16 protein-coding genes are annotated in these 16,685 nt (G+C 62.5%); 13 read left to right on the forward strand and 3 right to left on the reverse strand.

Annotation, left to right across the window (positions count from 1 at the left end; translation table 11 throughout):
* The first annotated feature begins 6 nt into the window (after positions 1-6).
* Genes NMA58_RS09260 through NMA58_RS09280 form a run of 5 tightly spaced genes read left to right on the forward strand, consistent with a single transcriptional unit; the run spans position 7 to position 5,137 of the window.
* The gene (locus tag NMA58_RS09260) at positions 7-1,602 is read left to right on the forward strand and encodes an ABC transporter substrate-binding protein (RefSeq protein ID WP_434713092.1); all 1,596 of its coding nucleotides are present in this window, start codon (positions 7-9) and stop codon (positions 1,600-1,602) included.
* 20 nt (positions 1,603-1,622) lie between these two features.
* Positions 1,623-2,651, forward strand: a complete 1,029-nt coding sequence (locus NMA58_RS09265) for an ABC transporter permease (protein WP_183703213.1) — start codon at positions 1,623-1,625, stop codon at positions 2,649-2,651.
* 11 nt (positions 2,652-2,662) lie between these two features.
* Positions 2,663-3,565 carry an ABC transporter permease gene (locus NMA58_RS09270; RefSeq protein WP_434713398.1) on the forward strand — a complete coding sequence of 301 codons (903 nt, stop codon included), beginning with the start codon at positions 2,663-2,665 and terminating at the stop codon, positions 3,563-3,565.
* Positions 3,552-4,397: an ABC transporter ATP-binding protein gene (locus NMA58_RS09275; RefSeq protein WP_434713093.1), complete on the forward strand. Its 846-nt coding sequence runs from the start codon at positions 3,552-3,554 to the stop codon at positions 4,395-4,397. The genes NMA58_RS09270 and NMA58_RS09275 overlap by 14 nt, the downstream gene beginning before the upstream one ends.
* Positions 4,394-5,137 carry an ABC transporter ATP-binding protein gene (locus tag NMA58_RS09280; protein ID WP_434713094.1) on the forward strand — a complete coding sequence of 248 codons (744 nt, stop codon included), beginning with the start codon at positions 4,394-4,396 and terminating at the stop codon, positions 5,135-5,137. Before NMA58_RS09275 ends, NMA58_RS09280 begins: the two co-directional genes overlap by 4 nt.
* 22 nt (positions 5,138-5,159) lie before the next feature.
* On the opposite strand, the gene NMA58_RS09285 is transcribed toward NMA58_RS09280, so the two are convergent.
* Together NMA58_RS09285 and NMA58_RS09290 are read right to left on the reverse strand one after the other, a co-directional pair.
* The gene (locus NMA58_RS09285) at positions 5,160-5,690 is read right to left on the reverse strand and encodes an NADPH-dependent FMN reductase (protein WP_434713095.1); all 531 of its coding nucleotides are present in this window, start codon (positions 5,688-5,690) and stop codon (positions 5,160-5,162) included.
* A gap of 12 nt (positions 5,691-5,702) precedes the next feature.
* Positions 5,703-6,767: a LacI family DNA-binding transcriptional regulator gene (locus NMA58_RS09290; protein WP_434713096.1), complete on the reverse strand. Its 1,065-nt coding sequence runs from the start codon at positions 6,765-6,767 to the stop codon at positions 5,703-5,705.
* A gap of 183 nt (positions 6,768-6,950) precedes the next feature.
* Here NMA58_RS09290 and NMA58_RS09295 point away from each other — a divergent pair, with 183 nt between their 5' ends.
* The 5 genes from NMA58_RS09295 to NMA58_RS09315 all read left to right on the forward strand — a co-directional run bounded on the left by NMA58_RS09295 (position 6,951) and on the right by NMA58_RS09315 (position 13,990).
* Entirely contained in the window at positions 6,951-9,470 is a 2,520-nt protein-coding gene (locus NMA58_RS09295; RefSeq protein WP_434713097.1) for a hypothetical protein, read from the forward strand.
* Between the two features lie 67 nt (positions 9,471-9,537).
* Positions 9,538-10,797 carry an ABC transporter substrate-binding protein gene (locus NMA58_RS09300; RefSeq protein WP_434713098.1) on the forward strand — a complete coding sequence of 420 codons (1,260 nt, stop codon included), beginning with the start codon at positions 9,538-9,540 and terminating at the stop codon, positions 10,795-10,797.
* Positions 10,798-10,808: 11 nt separating this feature from the next.
* Positions 10,809-11,846: a carbohydrate ABC transporter permease gene (locus tag NMA58_RS09305; protein WP_434713099.1), complete on the forward strand. Its 1,038-nt coding sequence runs from the start codon at positions 10,809-10,811 to the stop codon at positions 11,844-11,846.
* Positions 11,843-12,892: a carbohydrate ABC transporter permease gene (locus NMA58_RS09310; protein ID WP_434713100.1), complete on the forward strand. Its 1,050-nt coding sequence runs from the start codon at positions 11,843-11,845 to the stop codon at positions 12,890-12,892. Before NMA58_RS09305 ends, NMA58_RS09310 begins: the two co-directional genes overlap by 4 nt.
* Before the next feature lie 18 nt (positions 12,893-12,910).
* Complete coding sequence (locus NMA58_RS09315; RefSeq protein WP_434713102.1) at positions 12,911-13,990, forward strand: ABC transporter ATP-binding protein; 1,080 nt, start codon at positions 12,911-12,913, stop codon at positions 13,988-13,990.
* Positions 13,991-14,047: 57 nt separating this feature from the next.
* Here NMA58_RS09315 and NMA58_RS09320 read toward each other — a convergent pair whose 3' ends face one another.
* Positions 14,048-14,230 carry a hypothetical protein gene (locus tag NMA58_RS09320; RefSeq protein ID WP_004673791.1) on the reverse strand — a complete coding sequence of 61 codons (183 nt, stop codon included), beginning with the start codon at positions 14,228-14,230 and terminating at the stop codon, positions 14,048-14,050.
* Positions 14,231-14,586: 356 nt separating this feature from the next.
* On the opposite strand from NMA58_RS09320, the gene NMA58_RS09325 reads away from it, so the two are divergent.
* The 3 genes from NMA58_RS09325 (at position 14,587) to NMA58_RS09335 (ending at position 16,685) form a co-directional block, all read left to right on the forward strand.
* Positions 14,587-14,796, forward strand: coding sequence for a hypothetical protein (locus tag NMA58_RS09325; protein WP_085778133.1), 210 nt, complete (start codon positions 14,587-14,589; stop codon positions 14,794-14,796).
* Between the two features lie 9 nt (positions 14,797-14,805).
* Complete coding sequence (locus NMA58_RS09330; protein WP_085778134.1) at positions 14,806-15,180, forward strand: GFA family protein; 375 nt, start codon at positions 14,806-14,808, stop codon at positions 15,178-15,180.
* 212 nt (positions 15,181-15,392) lie between these two features.
* A complete protein-coding gene (locus NMA58_RS09335; RefSeq protein WP_434713104.1) occupies positions 15,393-16,685 on the forward strand; it encodes an efflux RND transporter periplasmic adaptor subunit in 1,293 nt (430 codons plus the stop codon).

The raw sequence follows: 16,685 nt of genomic DNA on the forward strand, positions 1-16,685 counted from the left end.
GTTACAATGAAGCATTTTTCGAAAGGCCTGTTCGTCGGCGCCGTCATCAGCGCGCTGACTATCGCCGCACCACTCTCGCATGCCGCAACGCCGAAGGACCAGCTGGTGATCGGGACATCGCTGGCACAGGTTCTGTCGCTCGATCCGCATCAGGCGACCGAAGGCAAGGCGGTCGAGATCATGTCGAACCTCTACGACCGTCTGGTCAACAGCACACCGGATGGCAAGATCGTGCCGCAGCTGGCTGAAAGCTGGAAGGTGGACGACAAGGGCATCACCTTCACGCTGCGCCAGGCCAATTTCGCCTCCGGCAATCCGGTGACGGGGAAGGACGTCGTCTATTCAATTGGGCGGCTTCTGAAGCTCGACCAGGCTGCCGCCGCGAACCTCAAACGCGTCGGCTACGACAAGACCAATGTCGACAAGCTCGTCACCGCAGTCGACGACAAGACGGTGCGCATCGATTTTTCCGGCCAGGTGACCGCCGAGATGCTGCTCTACCGACTGACGACCTCGACCACCAGCGTCGTCGACAGCCTCGAAGTCGAGAAGCACGTCGTCGACAACGATTACGGCAATGCTTGGATGCGCACGCATTCGGCTGGTTCCGGCCCATTCACCCTGAACCGCTGGTCTCCGAACGAACTCGTGATCCTCGACGCCAACAAGGATTATGTCACCGGCGCTCCGAAGATGAAGCGCGTCATCGTCCGGCATGTTCCGGAAAGCCAGGTCGAGCGGCTGATGCTCGAACGCGGTGACATCGATATCGCCAGCGCCATGACCGCCGCCGACCTCGCGACCTTCAAGGACAAGCAGGGCTTTACTATCCAGCGCATTCCGACAGGCGGCTTTTACGTGCTGTCGATGAATGCCGGCAACCAGTACCTGTCCAACCCGAAGGTGCGCGAGGCCATTGCCTATGGCATCGACTATAAGGGCATCGAGAAGACGATCATGGGTCCCTACGGGCGGGCGAGAAACGTTCCGGTCCCGGAGAATTTCGAATCTGCGATCCCGAACCCCGACTGGCATCTCGACGTCGAAAAGTCCAAGCAGTTGTTGGCCGAAGCAGGGTTCAAGGACGGCTTCTCGCTGACGCTGAAGACGATAGCGCAGACGCCGCGCATCGACCTTGCCACCGCCATCCAGGCATCGCTTGCCCAGGTCGGCATCAAGATCGACATCCAGCAGGGCAACGGCTCGGAAATCATCGCCGCCCACCGCGCCAGGGATTTCGATCTGCTGATCCCGCAGACCAGCGCCTATATGCCGAATGTGCTCGGCTCGATGGAGCAGTTCTCCTCCAATCCCGACAACTCTAAGGAAGCCAACAATGCCGGCAACTTCGTCTGGCGCTCGGCCTGGGACATCCCGGAGTTGACGGCTCTGACGGCCAAGGCATCGATGGAGCCGGACGCCAAGAAGCGTGGCGAGCTCTATGTCGAGATGCAGAAGATGTTCGTCGAACAGAAGCCAGCGGTGCTGCCGATGTTCGAACGCTTCGAGCCGATCGTCCTGTCGAGCAAGGTGAAAGGATATGTAGGGCATCCGACGCAGCTGACGCGTCTCGAGAACGTGACGAAGTCTGAAGCCCAGTAATACTCCCGAGGCAGCCGATCATGAAGGAACTCTCTGTAGCCGAATTTGGCCGACGCCTGGCGCATCTGCTCGTCAGCCTGTTCATCCTCCTCTGTGTGACCTTCGTGATCGGCCGCGTCCTGCCCACGGATCCCGTCGGCGCGATCGTCGGCGAACTCGCCGATCCCGCCGCCTATGCCGCGATGCGGACGCGTCTGGGTCTCGATCTGCCGATCTATCAGCAGTTCTTCCTTTATCTGAACGGGCTCGCCCATGGTGATTTCGGTACGGCCGTTCTCACCGGCAATCCTGTCTCCTCGGACCTCGCCCAGGCCTTTCCGGCGACGTTCGAACTGGCCACGCTGGCGGTGATCATCTCGACCTTCGTCGGTGTCCCGCTCGGCCTGGTCGCGGCACTGTTTCGCGACAGCGTGATCGACAAGGTCGCCCGCGTGGTCGCCCTCGTCGGTCATTCGATCCCGGTGTTCTGGTTCGGCATCGTCGGCCTCGTCATCTTCTATGCCGGCCTGAACTGGGTCGGCGGGCCAGGCAGGATCGATGTGTTTTACGAAGGTCTCGTCACGCCGCAGACCGGGCTGCTGTTGGTCGACAGCCTCCTGCAGGGCGAGACGGAAATCTTCTGGAATGCCCTCGGCCATATCATCCTTCCGGCCATCATTCTCGCCTATGCCGCGATGGCCTACATCACGCGCATGACCCGCAGCTTCACGCTCGAGCAGTTGAGCCAGGATTACGTCATTGCGGCCCGCGCCAAGGGTGTGAGCCCCTTCGGCACGATCTGGCGCCATGTCCTGCCGAACATCGCCGTGCAGCTGATCACCATCCTGGCCATTTCCTACGGCGGATTGCTCGAGGGCGCCGTCGTGACGGAGATCGTCTTTTCCTGGCCGGGCATCGGCCAATACATGACGAATGCGCTGATGATCGGCGACATGAACGCCATCGTGGCCGGCACCATCATTGTGGGATTCATTTTCATGCTGTTGAACTTCCTCGCCGACGTCGCCTACGCCATATTTGATCCGCGCATGCGGGAGGCGGCGCGATGAGCCCCAGCCCGATGAGCAATGTTATCGGCAGCGAGATCCGGATTCGTCCTCCAAGCGTGCCGAGCCGCATGGCGGCGTCGTTTGCGCGGGCCGGCCGCAAACTGGCTGCCGAGCCGCTTGGCCTTGCCGGTTTCGTCATCCTCGGCCTGCTTTGCCTGATAGCGATCTTCGCGCCGCTATTGGCGCCTTACGACCCGATCATCCAATCGCTCGGTGACGCCCTGCAGCCCCCGAGCCTGGCGCATCCGGCCGGCACCGACGAGTTCGGCCGCGACATTCTGAGCCGCCTCATTTTCGGCACGCGCATCACCATCCAGACCGTGCTTTCGATCTCTCTCATCGTCGGGCCGATCGGTCTTTTGATCGGGGTAGTCGCCGGCTTCTTCGGCGGACGCGTCGATGCGCTGCTTATGCGCGCCACCGATATCGTTCTCTCCTTCCCGTCGCTGATCCTGGCGCTTGCCTTTGCTGCGGCGCTCGGCGCCGGCCTGACCACCGCGATCATCGCGATCTCGCTCACCGCCTGGCCACCGATCGCCCGGCTGGCGCGCGCCGAGGCCCTGGTCGTCAGAAACGCCGACTATGTCGTTGCCGCCCGTCTCTATGGCGCCTCGCCGATCCGCATTCTTCTCCTTTATATCGCCCCCATGTGCGTTCCCTCGGTCATCGTCCGACTGACCCTCAACATGGCCGGCATCATCCTGACAGCGGCCTCGCTCGGCTTTCTCGGCCTTGGGGCCCAGCCGCCGGCGCCGGAATGGGGAGCGATGATTTCCAACGGCCGCAAGTTCATGCTCGATTACTGGTGGGTCGCGGTCATGCCTGGCATCGCCATCCTGCTGACGAGCCTTGCCTTCAACATCGCCGGAGACGCTCTGCGCGACATTCTGGATCCCCGCCATGCAAGATCGTGATCTCCAGCCCATTCTTTCCGTCAAGGCGCTGAATGTCCGGTTCGGCCGAGGCGCCGTGCCCGCCGTCTCCAATGTCAGTTTCGACGTCGGCCGCGAACGAGTCGGGATCGTCGGAGAATCCGGTTCTGGCAAATCGACGACAGGGCGGGCGATCATGCACCTTTTGCCGCCTGCGGCGATCGTTTCTGCCGAGCGAATGGATCTCGCCGGCAGCCCGCTGTTGGGAACAAGCGAGCGCCAGATGGGCGCGCTGCGCGGCAAGGATATCGCGCTGATCATGCAGGATCCGCGCTATTCATTGAATCCGGTGCTGTCGATCGGCAAGCAGATCGCCGAGGCCGCCCGCCTTCATCTCGGCCTCAGCGGCAAGCCGGCGCAGGATGCGGCTCGCGCCATGCTCGAGCGGGTGCGTATCACCGATCCCGACCGGGTCATGGCGCTTTACCCCCACCAGATCTCGGGCGGCATGGGCCAGCGTGTGATGATCGCCATGATGCTGCTGGCGCGGCCGAAGCTCGTGATTGCCGACGAGCCGACCTCGGCTCTCGATGTCAGTGTGCGAAAGGACGTGCTGCTGCTGCTCGATGAGCTGGTGCGCGAAAACAATTCGGGCCTGCTGCTGATCAGCCATGACATTCGCATGGTCGCGGCGTTCTGCGAGCGCATCATCGTCATGTATGCCGGAAGAATCGTCGAAACGCTGACCAGCCTTGAAGAGGCCCGTCATCCCTATACGCGCGGGCTGATAGCAGCGCTGCCCGATCCGAAGAATCCGGTTCGCCGGCTTGCCGTTCTCGACCGGGCGAAACTCGATCTGGAGGCGGCGCAATGATCAATGTCCGTGACCTCGATGTTGTCTTCACGTCGGGCAAATCAAGCAACCATGTCGTCAAGGGCATTAGTTTCCAGGTGGGCCATGGCGAGACGCTCGGCATTGTCGGCGAATCCGGCTGCGGCAAATCGACGGTGCTGCGCTGCCTCGCCGGCATGGAGGCCGGTTGGACCGGTCAGATCGAGCTGCGCGGCAAGCCGATCGGCAAGAAGCGCTCCCGCGAGGAACTGACCTCAGCCCAGATGGTGTTTCAGGATCCTTACGGATCCTTGCATCCGCGCCACCGCATCGGCACCGCGCTCGCCGAACCGTTGCGCGCCATGCGCCATTCCGACATCTGGTCGAAGGTCGAAAGGGCGTTGGTCCAGGTGGGTCTGCCGGCAAGCTTCGCCAATCGGTTTCCGCACGAACTTTCCGGCGGCCAGCGGCAGCGCGTGGCGATCGCCCGGGCGCTGATCCTGTCGCCGCCCGTCTTGCTGCTCGACGAGCCGACATCGGCGCTCGACGTCTCCGTCCAGGCCGAAATCCTCAACCTGCTTGCCGACCAGCGCGAGGAGAAGGGACTGACCTATCTGCTCGTCAGTCACGACCTCGCAGTGATCGCCCATATGTGCGACCGGGTGATGATCATGAAGAACGGCGGTTTCGTCGACGAACTCACAAAGGCGGATCTGCAGGCCGGCACGACGCATGATGCCTATGCGCAGGAGCTATTCGAGGCGAGCTTCATGGAGGCTTGACGGGGCGTTGCGCAGCCGAGCCTCAGGCTGGGCTGCAATAGCGTGCGAAGGCCTCGAGGAAAAGACGCATCTCCTCCTGATGCCAGGGCGCCGAAAGATGCTCGGCAATTTCTTCCGGGGAAAGCTTCATCAGATGGAAGCGAAGGAAGAGCTGCCCGTTGAAGCGCTCGCTCAGCGTAGCGAGAACGGTGCGAAGCTGCTGCAGCATCTCATCGCCGCGATGCGACGCGTGCGCAAGCACGATCGGTTTGCCGATCACTTCGTCGCGGGAGATGAGCCAGTCGATGGCGTTCTTCAGCCCGCCGGGGATTGACCTGATATATTCGGGGCTCGCCAGGATCAGTCCATCCGCCTCCGCGATGGCATTTGCAAGAGCCGCCACTTCGGAAGGAGGCTCGGGAAGTTCGCGATCGGGCGAGAAGATCGGGAGCTCGCCAACACGATCATAGACCGAGAGCGTATGCGCCGGCCCGGCAGCCGACCGGAGAGCATATAGCATGGCCGTATTGGTCGAGGCTCTGCGGGCGCTACCGGATATCGCCAGGAATTTCATGACCGGCATACCTCACGCAATTGGCTTGATGTGATCCACGGCAACCGGATGGCGGACGGCTGCGACGCTCCCCCTTTCGACGACATGGCAGGCAAGCTCGACACGGCGGCGCGGCAAGGCAAGGCCGAGCATCATGTCGCGCAAGAGGTCGAGCGCGGTGGCGCCGAGTTCGCGCATCGGGATGTGCACCGTCGACAGCGGCGGATTGAGAAAAGCCGATTGCGGCAGGTCGTCTATGCCCATGACGGAGACATCCTGCGGCACGGCGTAACCCATCGCCTGCAATCCGCGCACGGCGCCGTTGGCGAGACTGTCGCCCGCCGTCAGAACGGCGGTGAAGCAAAGACCCTTGTCGCCGACGAGACGGGTGATCGCCTCGGCGCCGAGTTCCGGCAACCAGTCGTCAACCTCGAGCACCAGGTCGGCATCGGCCGTCAGTCCATGATGCTGCAGCGCGTCGCGCCAGCCCTCCAGGCGCCGCTCGATCGTCCGCCGTCCTGGCCGCAGCATGAACAGGATGCGTTGATGCCCGGCCCCGATCAACCGCTCGGCGGCAATGAAGGCTGCCGAGCGGTTGCAGGGCGTCACGCTCGAAAGCCGCATATAGGGATCGTCGCTGTTGACGAGTACGACGGGCTTCCCGAGATCGGCGGCGGCCGCCAGCATGTCCTCCTCGTCGACCGTCAGAATCAGCATGCCGCCGAAACTTGCATCATTGCGCATCTCGGCGATGACGCGGGTTTCATCGGCCTTGTCGGCGACCGGACGCATCGCCATTTCGATGCCGAGGGCGGACGCGCGCGCGTTCAATCCCTCCAGCACGTGGAGCGTGAACTGGTTGCGGACATAGTCGATCATCGCCGCGCCGGAGGCGACGAGCATGACCTTCTTGCCGGCGACACTCGCCGGCAGCGCATAACTGACAGCGCTCGCCGTTTCCAGCACCAGCTTGCGGATCTCGGGCCTGACGCCCTTTTCTCCGGCGAGCGCGCGCGACACCGTGCTGATCGAGACGCCGCAGCGTGCGGCGATGTCGTCGAGGCGTGTGCGCCTGCCTTTTTTCTGCTCCGCAGCCATCACATCTCCTCGGTCTCTCTTGAAGTATGCAAAAATCTTTCAGATTGCGCAAACGGAATGGCTATGCACAATTAACGTGTCAGCGACAGGCGGCAGAGCAGGGAGGCTTTGAAGATGCGGTTTGACGGCAACTCCATGCGTCGGCGTTTTGCCCGGTGCGTCAAGATTCAAGCGGGCTGAAGCATGGCCGCCGAAGAATCCTATCTCCGCCGCAAGACCGCGAAAAAAAGCCCGATCGTCTACTGGCAGCTCGGCTCTCTCTCGCAGGAGCGCTACGACGTTGCCGACCAGCCGATGAAAGGCGACATGGATCCGTTTTTCTTCGTCACCAAGACGAAGAATTTCATTCCCCATGAATATCCCTGCCGCACCGAGTTCAAGGCATCCTTCTCCGGCAGAAGGCCGCAGCCGGCCGCCGAATTCGAGGCCGTCCGCTGGTGGCTTCCGTTCGCATCGCCGCGCGTCGATCTCTCCGGCTTCTGGTTTCGCCCGACACGCATCGGCTGCTGGGCGCGCACCTTCCTCGATACGCAGTCAGCGGGACCGGCCACGCTGCGCCTGTCGACCTGCGGCGGCGCCATCCTCTTCGTCAACGGTCGCGATCAGGGTTTTATGGCGCCTTACCAGCGCAATCTGGAAGCTCAGCAGACATTTGAAGTGGAGTTGACGGCTGGGCTCAACGAGGTCCGCGTCTATTTCGACGATCTCGCCGAACGCGACGCCCGCTTCTATTTCCAGCTGGATTATCTCGTAGGGCCGGAAGTCGAAACATCGGTGCCTGTTCCGATCGCCGCCGGTGACGCGGACGGGCTGGAGGCAATCCTCGAAGGCATGCGCTTCGACCGCACCGCCTATCTCGGCGAGGACGTGACGATCCTGTTTCCCGCGCCGCTGCCGGTGGCGCTGAACTGTCATGTCGAGATCGAAGGCGACTTCATGTCGGTCGAGCGCTTCGATTATGAATTCGCGCTGCAAGCGGGGGCGATGAAGCTGGAACTCGGCACCTCGGCCGATATGCCCGCCGATTTCCGCCATTTCCGCATCACGTTCAAAACAGGCAAACTTTCGCTCGGCCGCACGCTCGGCGTCGAGATCTGCCATCCCCAGCGCCAGGGGCCGGCGGCCGCCGCGCTCGAGGATCGCGTCGCCGAGGCGCTTGCCGAGGTCGCCGCCCATTCCGAGCCTGATACGGTCTGCGCCTTCGCGCGCCTTGCTTTGGGGCAGGGCGGCGAGGAGACCGAGGCGATGATCTCGGCGATGCTGCCGGTTATCGACGATTGTCACGATTGCGCTGATTTCGTGCTGGTGCCGCTGCTCTTTGCCTACACGCGCTGGAGCGATCTTCTGTCGCAGGATCTGCGGCAGAGGATCGAGCGCGCCGTTCTCAGCTACCGCTACTGGATGGACGAGCCCGGCAACGACGTGCAGTGGTATTTTTCGGAAAATCACGCGCTGCTCTTCCACACCGCCGCCTATCTCGGTGGCAGGCTGTTCCCCGACGCCGTCTTCATCCGTTCCGGCCGCACCGGCGCCGAGCAGATGAGGGTCGGCGAAGAGCGCGTCCGCGCCTGGCTCGATCATTTCGAGCGCTGGGAAATGGCTGAGTGGAATTCCGTTCCCTATTTCCCAATCGACCTCAAAGGGCTGACGGCGCTTGCTGCCTGCGCCCCGGATGAAGCGATCCGCGCCCGGGCGAGCGCCAGCATCGTCCGCCTGATGGAAATTGTCGCCCGTTCGGCCCATCATGGCATGCTGACCGGCAGCCAGGGCCGCTCCTACGAACACACGCTGCGCCCGGGCCGCTCGGTCGAGCTGTCGGCCATTGCTCGGCTGCTCTGGGGCCGCGGCTGGTACGGCCGTCGCGTCCACGCACTGCCGCAGCTGGCCGTCTGCATCCGCGATCACGGCCTGCGTTTTCCCGATGAGCTCGCGGCGATCGCGGCGCACCAGTCCGACGACGCGCAGGAATGGACCTTTTCCCAGGGCGAGAACCGTTTCGCCGCCCTCTATCACTACAAGACGCGCGACACCGCACTCGGCACCATCGCCCATTATCGCCCCGGCGCCTGGGGCTATCAGGAGACCGTGTTGCATTTGCGTTTGGGCGAGCGGCCGGAAGCGCAGATCTGGATCAACCATCCCGGCGAAACCATCCAGTTCGGCTACGGCCGGCCCAGTTTCTGGGGCGGCTGCGGAACGCTGCCGCGCGTCCATCAATATCGTGACCTCGCCATTCTCGATTTCGAAATCCACGACGGCCAGCCGGATTTCACCCATGCCTGGTTCCCGCTCGAAGCCTTCGACGACACCTTTGTCAGCGGCAGGCTGGCGCTTGCCCGTTCCGGCAACGGTCTGGCGATGCTGATCGGCAACGGCGTGCTCGAACCGGTGAAACACGGCCCGACGACGGATGTCGAGCTGCGCCTGGCCGGCCGCAACGGCTGCTGGATCGTCCGCCTTTCCGATCTCGGGCGGGAAGACGGCCTCGACGGCATGCGGTCGCGTTTCGCCTCGCTTGCTGCCCGCCGCGAAAACGAGGGTGCACTGATCATCGTCGATCCGGATTATGGTCAGGTTGTCTTCGAAGAGGACGGCACCGTGCGCGCCGAAGGCCGTATTCTCAAGCCGTCAGACTGGTCAGTGCGAGGAGACGCGGTACATCTGGAGATAGCGGGCAGGCAGCAGCGGCGCGCTGCTTCGTAAATGACATGTCCGGACAGGTGGAGGACCTGGCCGGATGCAGAAGTTCATCGGTCAAGAGGAGGAGACTATGACCAGAATGAAATCGATCGCCGCGGCCTTTGCTGCGGTTCTCTTGAGTTCCGTTGCCGCCCATGCCGGCGATGTGCGCATCATGTGGTATTCCGACGGCGGCGAAGGCGAGGTGATCAAGGATCTGATGGCGCGCTTCTCCAAGGCCAATCCCGATGTCAACGTCATCCTCGATGAAGTCTCCTATGACGTCGTCAAGGAACAGCTGCCGGTACAGCTGGAAGCCGGGAAGGGGCCTGATATCGCCCGCGTCACCAATCTGAAGGCGCAGTCGCAGCACTGGCTCGATCTCCGCCCGCTCATCACCGATGCGAAATATTGGGACGAGAATTTCGGCGCCCAGGCTGACTGGATGCGTCCCGACGGCTCGAACGCCATCACCGGCTTCATGACCCAGCTGACGCTCACCGGCGGCTTTGTCAACAAGACGCTGTTCGAGCAGGCCGGCGTCGAAATTCCCGGCCCGAAGGCAACCTGGGACGACTGGGCGGCGGCGGCCAGGAAGGTTGCCGACAGCCAGAAGGTCTTCGCCATGGCGATCGACCGCTCCGGTCACCGCGTCTCCGGCCCTAACATCTCCTACGGCGCCAACTATATCGCCGCCGACGGCAAGCCGGCGCCCATCGACCAGGGCGCCAAGGAATTCCTCAGCCGCTTCGTCAAGTGGAACGAGGACGGCACCGTCAACAAGGACGTCTGGGTCAGTGCTGCCGGCAGCACCTATCGCGCTGCCGCCGACGACTTCATCAATGGCGGTCTCGCCTATTATTATTCCGGCAGCTGGCAGGTTTCAGGCTTCGCGCAGAAGATCGGCGACGGTTTCGATTGGGTCATGGCCGGAAGCCCGTGCGGCACGGTGGCCTGCAGCGGCATGCAGGGCGGCGCCGGTCTGGTCGCCGTCAAATACACCAAGAACCCGAAGGACGTCGCCAAGGTGATGGACTACCTGGCAAGCGCCGACGTGCAGAAGGAATTCGCCGAGCGCAGCCTGTTCATCCCGGCGCATAAGGGCGTAGCCGCCGGCCAGGTGGACTTCAAGACCGACAATCCGCATGTGAAGGCGGCGCTGAAGGCCTTCGTTGAATCGGCCGGCCAGACGGCCCCGGCTGCGCTGAAGCTGCCGGGCTGGAAGTGGTCGGACGCCTATTACAGCGCCATCGTTGCCCGCATCAGCCAGGTGATCGCCGGCGAAATGAAGCTCGACGATGCCTATGCCCGCATCGACGAGGACATCAAGGCCAAGGTCGGCGGCAACTGACGGAAGAGCGGATGGCGGAGAAGACGGTTTCTTCCGAACCACCGGCGAAAGCCGGTCTGCGGCAGGCGCTCCTTGCGCCTGTCAGGCTCGCCATGGGGATGATCGACATCCCGATGCGAGCCTGGCAGAAGCTGACGGGGCTGAACGGCATGGCGGGCGTCTTCCTGGCGCCTAACATGCTGATCTTTTCCGTCTTCGTGCTCCTGCCGCTGGTCATCAACTTCATCTATTCGACGACGAGCGGCGGCGCCATCTTCCTGCCGAACAGGACTTATGTCGGCGCTGAGCAGTACCGCATCCTCTTCGATTGCCGCTCCTATCTCGACCCCTCGACTTGTGCTGCCGACACCTTCTGGGCCGCCGTGCGCAACACCGCCGTCTTCGTCGTCTTCCAGGTCTCGGCAATGCTGGTCGCGGCACTCGCAACGGCGTTGATCCTCAACCGCGAGCTTTCCAATCGCGGCTTCTGGCGCGCTGTCTTCTTCTTTCCGGTGCTGCTGTCGCCCGTGGTCGTCGGCCTGATCTGGAAGTGGATCCTTCAGCGCGAGGGCCTGTTGAACTATGCGCTGAGTCCTTTCGGCTTCGAACCCTTCTCCTGGCTCAGCGATCGTTTCTGGGCCTTCTTCTTCGCCGTCTTTGTTTCGGTCTGGGCGCATATGGGCTTTTATGCGCTGATCCTGCTCGCCGGCCTGCAGGCGATCCCGAGGGATCTCTATGAGGCGGCGGCAATGGACAAGGCGAGCCCCACCCGCATCTTCCGGCGGATTACCCTGCCGCTCTTGATGCCGAACCTCATTGTCGTCCTGGTTCTGGCGCTGATCCGCGCCGTGCAGATCTTCGACGAGGTTTTCGTGCTCACCGGCGGCGGGCCCGGCACCAGCACCATGTACATCACCCAGTTCATTTACGAGACCGGCTTTGCCAGTTCGCTGCGCAATCCGGGGCTCGCATCGGCCGCCTCGATCCTGATGGGCATCGTGCTCGTCATCCTGACGCTGGTCCAGCTCGCCGCAAGCAGCCGCAACGAGAAGAAGGGCAAACGTCTATGAGCGCCGTCGCCACCTTCCTGCTTCGCCGCCGCGGCCGTGGCTGGCACTGGACCGACGTGGTCACCTGGATCTGGCTGATCTCGGGCGTCATCCTGATGTTCGGCCCGGCCATCTGGCTGGTCTTCTCCTCGTTCAAGACGCCAGCCGCTCTTGCCGAGTTCCCGCCGTCCGTCCTGCCCTACGTCACCGAACAGACCGTGGTGCCGGGTTACGACAAGCCTTTGCCGCTCTATAATGTGACGATGCCGGATGGCAGCACCCGTGTGCTCGCCGAAGTCCGCCGCATCGGTATCATGGGCCAGATGGTCGATCCGAAACAACCGGGCGAAATCGTCAAGGTCAATATCAAGGACCGCACGCCGGTGCGTGAGGTCGAATTCGCGACCAACAACTACACCGAGCCTTTCCAGCGCTTCGACTTCTTCCTGTTCCTGCGCAACTCGGTCTTCGTGACGGTGGTGGCGACGGCCATTACGCTGCTGGTCAATTCGATGGCCGCTTTCGCGCTGTCGAAATACCAGTTCCCCGGCCGCACTGCCGTCATGCTGATGATCCTGGCGACGCTGATGGTGCCGCTCTCGGTCATCGTCGTACCGCTCTATTCGGTCATCGGCAGCTTGAACCTCTTCGACAGCCTCTGGGGCGTCATCCTGCCGACCGTCGCCACCCCGACGGGCGTTTTCCTGCTGCGCCAATACATGCTGACGATCCCCGATGAACTGATCGACGCCGCGCGCATGGACAAGGCCAGCGAATGGCAGATCTACTGGCGCATCATCCTGCCGCTGTCGGCCCCGGCGCTGGCGGTGCTGGCGATCTTCTCGGTGGTCTGGCGCTGGAACGACTTCCTCTGGCCGCTGATCGTGCTGTCGCGCAAGGAACTCTACACGCTGCAGGTCGGCCTCAACGTCTATGCCGGCGAGCTCAATGTGCAATGGCACTATATCCTCGCCATGACCGTCGTCTCGATGATCCCGGTTGTGCTGATCTTCGTCTTTCTGCAGCGCTTCATCACGACTGGTATCGCCGGCTCGGGGCTGAAATAATATGAAACAGGAGAGTGCATGAGCGGACTCGAGCTCAGGAACATCGTCAAGAATTTCGGCGCCGTCGAGGTCATCCGCGATGTCTCGCTTGAGGTCAATGACGGCGAGTTCGTCGCTTTCGTCGGCCCGTCCGGGTGTGGAAAATCGACGTTGCTGCGCCTGATCGCCGGACTCGACAAGCCCACAGGCGGCAGTGTCGCCATCGACGGCAAGGACGTCACTGCGATCGGTGCGGCCGACCGCGGCCTTGCCATGGTCTTCCAGTCCTATGCTCTTTATCCGCATATGAGCGTGCGCGAAAACCTTGCCTTCGGCCTGGAGAACACCAAGGTGGCCAAGGCCGAGATCGAAGCCCGCATCGCTGATGCCGCCCGCATGCTGGAGATCGAGCCGTTTCTGCAGCGGCGTCCGGGCCAGCTCTCCGGCGGCCAGCGTCAGCGCGTCGCGATCGGCCGCGCCATCGTGCGCCGGCCGGATGCCTTCCTGCTCGATGAGCCACTCTCCAATCTTGACGCCGAGCTCCGGGTGAGCATGCGTGCCGAACTCGCCGCGCTCCACGCTCGCCTGAAGGCGACGATGATCTACGTCACCCATGATCAGGTCGAGGCGATGACGCTCGCAAACCGCATCGTCGTGCTGAGAGGCGGCAGGATCGAGCAGGTGGGAACACCCCTGGAACTCTACAATAAACCGGCAAACCGTTTCGTCGCCGGCTTCATCGGCGCGCCGCACATGAATTTTCTGGAAGCCTCGATCGTCGGTCACGAGGGTGGTTTCGTGCAAGTCGAAACCGTCGGCGGCCACCGTCTTTCCGTCATTGCCAGAGAGGTGCGTCCGGCAGGCGAGAGGGTCAGCCTCGGCATACGGCCACAACACATCAGTCTCGCCGATGCAGCCGCCGCAGGCAGGCTGGACACGCGGATCACCCTTGTCGAAGAGCTGGGTTCTGAAACCGTCGTTCACACCGAAGCGGCCGGCAAGAAGCTGATCGCCGTCTTTGCCGGCCAGCAGAAGATGCAATCCGGCGACAGCCTGCCGCTCCATCTCGATCCCGAGGTTCTGCACCTTTTCGGCGAGGACGGCCGGCGTTTGACTTGAAACAAAAAGCCCGCGCCGGAATGGAGGGCGCGGGCCGAGTTTCATGTCATGACAGCTTTAGTGGCTGTTCTTGTGGCTTTGTTGACCAGCCTTTACATGCTGCTCATGGCTGCCGCCGCGGGTTCCGCTGGACTGCGCGTCGCGGCCGCCTGAAGAGGCGCTGCGGGTATTGGAGTCATTCTTGTGACTCTGCTGCCCAGCCTTGACGTGCTGTTCATGGGTTCCACCTTGGTTTGCCATTTGGTTTCTCCTTGGTTTTGAACTGAGGCCACGTCGACCTCGTGTTGAGAACCTCGCCCCGGCGCATGCGTTCCGCATTTTAATATTTCGTGATCTCGCCGGAAAATGAGGATGAGGAAGCGGACCGGGCGGGTAGGGAGCTCGCCTGCCAGTTCGTCGGCCATCGGGAGAAAGCGGAAAAATCCTGATGTTCTCCAGCGGCCCGCAGCCTCGCTTCGAAAACCGTCTCTCGGCAAAAAGGTTTCAGGAAAATCAGCCGCATCCGCTTCGGTTGATGGCCCTGCCGAGGCCGCTCGAGTCTTTTCAAATAGATGGGCCGCTCTAACTTACAGGGAAGCTGATGAAAGGAGAAAACCATGACCGACGCACCGAAAACGGCGACCCCGGCGCGAAGAGTGTTGCGTGGCCGCCCCTACAGCATGAGCGAATTTGCCAGAAAATACCGGTTGGACGACAAGGAGGCTAAGCGCCTCTATGACAAGTTTGGCCCCTCCGCCACCGAGCTCGATCTGCTGATGGCGGCAAAGCGCCGTCCGCCGGGCCTCCCCACCAAGCTCGACTCCTGACGGTCGTCAATGAGGATCAGAACGGGAAGCTGCCTTTGCGGAGCGGTCGCCTATCGAGTGGAAGGCGAGCCGCTTCGCGTAGGCCTCTGCCACTGCGCTGATTGCCGCAAATCGAGTGGTTCCGCCTTCGTGTTCTTTGCGCTTTGGCCCCGACCGGCATTTTCCCATAGCGGCGAGATTGCCACATTCGCCGGCCGCAGCTTTTGCCCCGCCTGCGGCAGCAGGCTCTTCTGCCTTCAGGAGGCGACGGTGGAAATCCGCCTCGGCTCTCTCGACGGTCCGCCGACGGATCTTGAGCCGAACCATGAAGTGTGGATCAAGCGGCGCGAAGCCTGGCTGCATCCGCTGCCGGGTGCCGGGCAATTTACCGAGGATCCCGATTGATGGTGGGCAATTTCTGCCTGTCAGGAGCGCGAAACGCTGGGGATTTTGGCGCTATAAGCTCCGCGGTACTGAAACTTGAGTTTTCTTACCAGTATTTCATTTCACCCGTCCGCAATTCCGTGCCAGTTCGGCGGCAACGCTAATTCCCGGTTCATCTGCGGTGTGATTATTTCATTGCAGGCCGATGCGGCCACTGACTGATCGAGGATGACATGAACAAAATCGTAAGCGGCGAAGAAACCGGAGCAAAGGCCGGCGGGACGCCCGACCTCGCTGCGGTACTTGCCGCGTCGGCAAGGCAGAACAAGCGGGGCCGCTGGCGCGGGCGTTTGCTGGTTCTGCTGATCATCCTCGTTGCCGCCGCAGCTGCCGCCTATTTCTATGTCGGCCGGGGGCAAAGCGAGGTGAGCTACACCACGCAGCCGGCAAAACGCGGCGACCTGACGGTGCTTGTCACCGCCACCGGTTCGGTGCAGCCGACCGAGCAAGTTGACATCTCGAGCGAACTTTCCGGCACCGTCCGTGACGTCAACGTCGACTATAACAGCACCATCAAGGCGGGCGACGTGCTGGCGCTGCTCGACACCAACAAGCTCGAGGCGGATGTGAAGAGCTCGCGCGCCAAAGTCAATTCGGCCAAGGCGAATGTCGCCAAGGCCAATGCCGATCTCGAATCGGCGAGCACCTCGCTCGAGCGGCTGAAGAGCCTGGTCAGGAGCAATGTGTCCACACAGCAGAGCCTCGACGACGCCACCTACAAATATGATTCCGCCGTCGCTGCCAAACAGATCAACGAAGCCGAGGTGCTGGCCGCGGAGGCCGATCTGCAGCTTGCCGAGGTCAATCTCGCCAAGGCAAAGATCGTCTCGCCGATCGACGGCGTGATCCTCACCCGTTCCGTCAATCCGGGCGCCACCGTCGCCGCCTCGCTTTCGGCGCCCATTCTCTTCACCATCGCCGGCGATCTGAAGAAGATGGAGCTGCAGGTCGATGTCGACGAGGCAGACGTCGGCAAGATCGCCGTCGGCCAGAAGGCGAAGTTTACCGTTGATGCCTATCCCGACCGGTCCTTCCCCGCCGAGATCGAGCAGATCCGCTTCGCCTCCGAAGTGGTCAACAATGTGGTGACCTATAAGGCGGTCCTCTCGGTCGACAATGCCGACCTGCTGCTGCGCCCCGGCATGACCGCGACCGCCGATATCACCGTCGAGGCCGTCAAGGATACGCTGATGGTGCCGAACGCGGCGCTGCGTTATGCCCCGCCGCAGGCAGAACGGCGCGGCCGCGGTATTCTTGGGATTTTTGGGCCGCCACGCCGGCGCGGCGGCAATTCCGGTGAAGTGTTGACCGGAGCGCAGCGCCGCGTCTGGGTGCTGCGCAACGGTCGCTCCACGCCCGCCGTCATTCAGGTCGGTTCGTCGGACGGCCAGTTCACCCAGGTGGTCTCCGGTGAACTCAAGGAGAATGACGCATTGGTGACCGACGCCACGGTGCGGACGAACTAG

Source organism: Rhizobium sp. YTUHZ045, assembly GCF_051124255.1.
In the GTDB taxonomy this organism is placed as follows: domain Bacteria; phylum Pseudomonadota; class Alphaproteobacteria; order Rhizobiales; family Rhizobiaceae; genus Rhizobium.